This window comes from Pseudomonas sp. UMAB-40, from assembly GCF_900095275.1.
Lineage (GTDB): Bacteria > Pseudomonadota > Gammaproteobacteria > Pseudomonadales > Pseudomonadaceae > Aquipseudomonas > Aquipseudomonas mandelii_B.
Genome location: NZ_LT607573.1, coordinates 136,096 through 142,541 on the forward strand (window position 1 = coordinate 136,096; position 6,446 = coordinate 142,541).

At 57.7% G+C, this 6,446-nt stretch carries 6 protein-coding genes; all 6 read left to right on the plus strand.

Annotation, left to right across the window (positions count from 1 at the left end; translation table 11 throughout):
• The first annotated feature begins 85 nt into the window (after positions 1-85).
• Entirely contained in the window at positions 86-436 is a 351-nt protein-coding gene (locus K0F88_RS27075; RefSeq protein WP_219097272.1) for a RidA family protein, read from the plus strand.
• Between the two features lie 48 nt (positions 437-484).
• Positions 485-1,876 carry an FAD-dependent oxidoreductase gene (locus tag K0F88_RS27080; RefSeq protein ID WP_219097273.1) on the plus strand — a complete coding sequence of 464 codons (1,392 nt, stop codon included), beginning with the start codon at positions 485-487 and terminating at the stop codon, positions 1,874-1,876.
• A gap of 302 nt (positions 1,877-2,178) precedes the next feature.
• Complete coding sequence (locus tag K0F88_RS27085; protein WP_219097280.1) at positions 2,179-3,345, plus strand: 2-aminoethylphosphonate--pyruvate transaminase; 1,167 nt, start codon at positions 2,179-2,181, stop codon at positions 3,343-3,345.
• 277 nt (positions 3,346-3,622) lie between these two features.
• Positions 3,623-4,966, plus strand: a complete 1,344-nt coding sequence (locus K0F88_RS27090; RefSeq protein WP_219097274.1) for an MFS transporter — start codon at positions 3,623-3,625, stop codon at positions 4,964-4,966.
• A 39-nt stretch (positions 4,967-5,005) separates the two neighbouring features.
• Positions 5,006-5,833, plus strand: coding sequence for a phosphonoacetaldehyde hydrolase (gene phnX / locus K0F88_RS27095; RefSeq protein ID WP_010461068.1), 828 nt, complete (start codon positions 5,006-5,008; stop codon positions 5,831-5,833).
• Positions 5,834-5,907: 74 nt separating this feature from the next.
• On the plus strand, positions 5,908-6,446 hold a 539-nt coding region (locus K0F88_RS27100; RefSeq protein WP_219097275.1), incomplete at its 3' end, for an aldehyde dehydrogenase family protein.

Sequence of the window (6,446 nt, forward strand, 5' to 3'; positions counted from 1 at the left end):
AGACGATGAACTGCAAGCATGGTTTTCGCAAGCCCCGGACCAGTGTTCGAACACTGCCGCCCTCGCATCAACGCAGGAATGCTTAATGGAAATCGAACGTTTCGCCGCGATAAAACGCCGTTCGGACATGGTCCGGTACGACAACCACCTCTACATCGGAGGCCAGGTTGCCACGGACCTCAGTGGCGATATCGAGGAACAGACCCACGAGGTGCTCGCCGGTATCGAGCAGCTATTGCTCAGTGCTGGCAGCAGCCGCAAGCAGGTGCTTTCGGTGCGTATCCTGCTCGCCCATCGCGAGGACTATGCAGGGCTCAACAAGGTCTGGGACGAGTTCTTTCCCGAAGGCCATGCCCCCACGCGAGCTTGCACCCTGGCGGATTTGATCGACCCGGATTGGCGCGTGGAAATGATCGTGGTCGCCGCGTGCGGCTGATTGCTTCCTGAACCCTGCCCCCCAAACCGCTCCAACGGAGATGACCTCATGCGCCCCTACTGGCTCGATCAGGCCCTGAAAACTCAACCCGACTCGCCCTGCCCGCCGCTGCGGCAGAACACCCGTGCCGATGTCTGCATCGTCGGTGGTGGTTACACCGGTTTATGGACTGCCATCATGCTCAAGGAACAGAATCCGGAGCTGGACGTGGTCATCGTCGAAGCCGACATCTGCGGTGCCGGTGCCAGTGGGCGCAACGGCGGCTGCGCGCTGTCCTGGTCGGCCAAGTACTTCACCCTGGAGCGTTTGTTCGGCGTCGAAGAGGCAATACGCCTGGTCAAGGAATCTGAGCAAAGCATCTACGCCATCGGTAGTTTTTGCGAGAAGTACGCGGTTGATGCCGATTACCGTCTCGATGGCACGCTTTACACGGCGACTAACCGCGCTCAGGTCGGCTCGACCGACGGAGTGATCGCCGCGCTGGAGCGCAATGGCATCAACTCTTTCTCTAAATGCGCGTTAGCTGACATGCAGCGGATGGCGGGTTCGACTCGACACATTGAAGGCTGGTTCTCACCTGCGGCAGCCAGTGTGCAGCCGGGCAAGCTGGTGCGCGGTCTGCGTCGAGTCGCCCTGCAATTGGGTGTGCGCATCTACGAAGGCTCGCCGATGACCGGCTTGGAAGAGGGGCTGCCAGCCATCGTCAACACGCCGAACGGGAACGTGACCTGCGACCGAGTCGTGATGGCGATAAACGCCTGGATGGCGCGTGCCTTTCCACAGTTCTCGCGTTCGGTAGCCATCGTCTCCAGTGACATGATTATTACTGAGCCACGACCTGACCTGCTCGAGCGCATAGGCCTGACCAGCGGGGTCACCGTGCTCGACTCTCGTATCTTCGTGCATTACTACCACAACACCCCGGACGGCCGGATCATGCTCGGCAAAGGTGGCAATACCTTCGCTTACGGCGGGCGCATCCTGCCCGTATTCGACCGGCCTTCGCCCTACAAAGGTTTGTTGCGCAACACCCTTGCGGAGTTCTTCCCGGACTTTGCCGATGTCGGCATCGCCGCCACCTGGAATGGCCCGTCCGATCGCTCCGTCACCGGGTTACCTTTCTTCGGTCGCATGGGCGCTAGCGGCAACATCTTTTATGGCTTCGGCTATTCCGGTAGCGGCGTCGGTCCGTGTCATATGGGAGGGCAAATCCTCTCATCGCTGGTTTTGGGGGTGGACAACCCCTGGACACGCTCGCCGCTGGTGCAAGGTCCACTCGGCCATTTCCCACCAGAGCCGATCCGTTACCTGGGTTCGCTGATGGTGCGCAACGCCATTCGCCGCAAGGAGCATGCCGAGGACCACAACCTGCGCCCCCGTCGACTGGATGTGCGCCTGGCGAAATTCGCCGCGGCGGCTGGCAAGTCAGACAAGGGCTAACGCCTCAATCACGCAGCGAAACGTTTACGCTTGCCAATAAAAAACGCCTGGCCATTGGCCGGGCGTTTTTTGTTTACAGCGCGGGTGCGTTGCGCCGCCCAGTGGCGTTGATCGCCAAGGGCGCGTTGATCTGAACCCAAGAACCAATGGAATCGCACTGATAGAGCGCGAGATCCAACATGCTCACTTATAAGCTCAGCTTGTTATTGACATGTGATAAATCGATTTCAGTTATTTCTAGGCGAGTGTTTTTATTGGCCTATGCATCACTCCTTACAAAAACAACACCGCCGGAGAAGATCATGACCAAAGCTGAATTTCCGACCACACAACCGCTGGCTACTCCAGCCTTGGGTGAACCCTACCTGCTGACCCCAGGCCCATTGACCACGTCCAAAGCCACCAAGGAAGCCATGCTGCGCGACTGGGGTTCATGGGATGTTTCCTTCAATCAAGTCACTGCTGAAGTTCGCCAGAACTTGCTCAGCATGGCAGGTATACAGGACGACAGCTTCGTCTGCGTGCCATTGCAAGGCAGCGGCAGCTACTCGGTGGAGGCTGCTTTAGCCACTGCCATCCCTCGAGACGGTAAAGCGCTTGTATTAATGAATGGCGCCTACGGCCAACGCGCCACCAAGACCCTGGAGTATCTGGGTCGCGCGTTTATCACCCTGGACAAAGGGGATTACTTGCCGCCCCAGCCCGAGGAAGTGGACGCTTTGCTCAGGGACAACCCGGACATCACCAACGTCTTCCTCGTCCATTGCGAAACCAGCTCCGGCATTCTCAATCCGCTGCGCCAAATTGCCAAAGTGGTCAAAGCGCATGGCAAGAGCCTGATCATCGATGCGATGAGTTCCTTCGGAGCCGTGCCATTGACGGTCGATGAAATACCTTTCGATGTGGTGGTGTCCTCTGCTAACAAATGCATCGAGGGTATTCCGGGGTTCGGTTTCGTTATCATCCGTCGCTCCGTGATCGAGGCCGCCAAAGGCCGCGCCAATTCACTCAGCCTCGACCTTTACGAGCAGTGGGTTTACATGGAGCGCACTGGCCAATGGCGTTTCACGCCGCCGACCCACAGCGTGGTAGCGTTCCACAAAGCCTTGGAGCAACACACTGCCGAAGGCGGCGTGCATGGCCGGTTGGCGCGCTACACCCGCAATCGCGATGTGCTGGTCGCAGGCATGCGCGAACTTGGCTTCAGAACATTGCTTGAGGACCGTTGGCTGTCGCCAATCATCACCACGTTCTTCAGTCCAGAACATCCAAACTTTGAGTTCAAACGGTTCTACGATGAACTCAAAGCCCGTCAGTTCATCATCTACCCCGGCAAACTGACGGTAGCCGAAAGTTTCCGTATTGGCTGTATCGGCCAGATCGACGAATACATCGTCCATCAGTTGCTGCGCGCCATCGCCGACAGTCTTGTGGCGATGAACGTCGACATGCAACAGCCGACAGGCTGACCGCCCCTTTAAAGGTTCTTGTCAATTCGAGCACAGGTGCAATGGGTAGCACCTTTGGACAGGGATCTTTTTTTATCCATGGATTCGGTGACTTATCGCTAGGCAATGCCGAGCAGCAGTCAGCGACCGCGGCAATTTAATACTTAAAACCTGATGCCATCTCACTGCCATCTAATCGATGTCGTGTGCGTGGACAGATTTTCTGTACCGAAAACAAAAACAAAAACGAAACCAATTAATTTGCGCTGTCTGGCACCACATACGGGATCAGAACACCATGAACAAGAATGCTACAAGTCCTCTCGCAACCGGCTGGAAATCGCTCCAGCGTTGGCGCGTACAAATTTTCCTCATCACCTGGGTGGCCTATGCCGCCTTCTACTTTACCCGCAAGGCGTTTTCTGTCGCCAAACTGGGTATTGGCGAAGACCCGAACTTCATGCTCGAAAAGTCCATGATGGCCAATCTCGATGCCCTCTACCTTACCGCGTATGCAGTGGGACAGTTTCTTTGGGGCAACTTCTCTGACCGCTTCGGTCCGAGGGTCGTGGTACTTAGCGGGCTCGTCATCTCCGCGTTAGCTGCCCTACTTATGGGCACCTACGCCACCTTGCCGATTTTCGCCTCTTGCATGTTAATCCAGGGCCTTGCTCAGTCCACCGGTTGGTCTGGCCTATGCAAGAACGTCGGCAGTTTCTTCAGCACTGGCGAACGTGGCCGCGTACTGGGTTACTGGAGCACCTGCTACGCCTTCGGGGGTCTGGTAGCAACACCGTTTGCCGGTTGGTGGGCTTATAACCAGTACCATGACTGGCGCATAGCGTTCATCAGCAGCGCCGTGGTGGTGCTGGTTGTAGCGGTATTGTTCTTTTTCCTGCAGCGCAACCAGCCAGAAGATGTCGGCCTGCCTCCCGTCGAGATCGAAATAGAACCCGTCAGCAAGGTCGCAGTTCCGCGCGAAAGCATTTGGGCTGGCTTGCGCACGGTGATGAAAAATCGAACCGTGCTGGTGCTTGGCCTCGCGTATTTCATGCTCAAGCCAGCGCGCTACGCGATCCTCCTGTGGGGGCCAGTCATTATCTACGAACGGATGCCCGAGATTGGCAAAGTGGCATCCGCAATCGTTCCAACGGCGTTTGAACTAGCGGGTCTGGCAGGTCCGATCCTCATCGGTATCGCATCAGACAAGTACTTCGGTGCTCGTCGTATGCCGGCCTGTGTCCTTAGCCTGGTTCTCCTCACCATTTGCCTTGCGCTGTTCGTCCCCGCCATGCAGAGCGGCAGTCTTTACATGGTGGTTGGCCTGCTCTTCATGATGGGCCTGACACTCTACGGGCCGGATTCGATGATGAGCGGCTCGGCGGCCATTGATTTCGGCAGTAAGGACGGTGCGGCCTCCGCAGCAGGTTTCGTCAACGGTTGCGGTTCGATAGGGGCGGTCCTCGGCGGCCTGTTACCCGGATATTTCGACACCACCACCATATTCCTGGTGTTCACCGTCGCGGCGCTGCTGGCCAGCTTGATGTTGATTCCATTTTGGAACAGTCGCCCGAAAACGGTGGAAAGCAAGGAGCTGGCCTCGACTCCCGTGCAACCCGTCATTGTCGGCACCAACTCCTGAACCCGAATTAATCACTCACCCATTACTGGAGCAATCATCATGGACTACAAACAACCTTCTCAACTGCAAGCTGTGGTTCTGGACTGGGCGGGAACCGTCGTCGATTTCGGATCTTTCGCGCCGACTCAGATCTTCGTCGAAGCCTTTGCCGAGTTCGGCGTTGCGGTTTCCCTGCAAGAAGCTCGCGGGCCGATGGGCATGGGCAAGTGGGACCACATCCGCACGCTGTGCAACGAGCCACAGATTGCCGACCGCTACCATGCCGCCTTCGGCCGGTTGCCAACCGATGATGATGTCACCGCCCTCTACGAACGCTTCATGCCGCTGCAGATCGAAAAGATCGCGCTGCACTCGGCGCTGATTCCTGGTGCGCTCGACACCATCAACGGCTTGCGCGACAAGGGCCTGAAAATCGGTTCCTGCTCAGGCTACCCGGCCGTGGTCATGGAGAAAGTCGTAGAGCTGGCACGCAAGAACGGTTATGTCACCGACCATGTGGTGGCGACTGACGAAGTGCCCAATGGACGCCCACACCCTGCTCAAGCCTTGGCCAACGTGATTGCGCTGGGGATTAGCGACGTCGCCGCTTGCGTAAAGGTCGATGACACCTGGCCCGGTATTTTGGAAGGTCGTAGTGCGGGTATGTGGACCGTGGCGCTGACCTGCTCCGGCAATGCATTGGGCCTGACCTATGAAGAGTTTAAGGATTTGTCCCTGGAGGAATTGGCCGAGGAACGCGCGCGCATCGTCAAGATGTTCGAAGGTTCTCGCCCGCACTACCTGATCGACACCATCGTTGATTTGCCGGCAGTCATCGAAGACATCAATGCCCGTCTGGCACGTGGAGAAACCCCTCAGGGCTCTTGAGCCTGTAGCGCTTGTGCAACTGACAGTGGCCGTCCCAAGGACGGTCACAACCAAAACAACAAGAGAACGCCACCATGAACTACGCCCACCCTGGCACTCCCGATGCCATCGTTTCCTTCAAGTCCCGTTACGGCAATTACATCGGCGGCGAGTTCGTCGCACCTGTCAAAGGTCAGTACTTCACCACGACCTCACCCGTGAATGGCCAACCGATCGCCGAGTTCCCGCGCTCCACGGCCGAAGACATCGAAAAGGCCCTGGACGCTGCCCACGCTGCAGCCGATGCCTGGGGCAAGACGTCGGTGCAGGATCGCTCGTTAGCGCTGTTGAAAATTGCCGACCGCATCGAACAAAACCTGGAACTGCTGGCCGTCACCGAAACCTGGGACAACGGCAAAGCCGTGCGTGAAACCCTCAACGCTGACATCCCGCTGGCCGTGGACCACTTCCGCTACTACGCCGGTTGCATCCGAGCCCAGGAAGGCAGCTCGGCCGAAATAAACGAACACACCGCGGCGTATCACTTCCACGAACCCCTGGGCGTGGTCGGGCAGATCATCCCGTGGAACTTCCCGATCCTGATGGCCGCGTGGAAACTCGCCCCGGCCCTGGC

What these genes read in the sequence shown, in the direction of transcription:
- K0F88_RS27080 (WP_219097273.1), top strand. Translation starts at nt 485, where the DNA reads ATGCGCCCCTACTGGCTCGATCAGGCCCTGAAAACTCAACCCGACTCG.
- K0F88_RS27090 (WP_219097274.1), top strand. Translation starts at nt 3,623, where the DNA reads ATGAACAAGAATGCTACAAGTCCTCTCGCAACCGGCTGGAAATCGCTC.
- K0F88_RS27075 (WP_219097272.1), top strand. Translation starts at nt 86, where the DNA reads ATGGAAATCGAACGTTTCGCCGCGATAAAACGCCGTTCGGACATGGTC.
- phnX (WP_010461068.1), top strand. Translation starts at nt 5,006, where the DNA reads ATGGACTACAAACAACCTTCTCAACTGCAAGCTGTGGTTCTGGACTGG.
- K0F88_RS27085 (WP_219097280.1), top strand. Translation starts at nt 2,179, where the DNA reads ATGACCAAAGCTGAATTTCCGACCACACAACCGCTGGCTACTCCAGCC.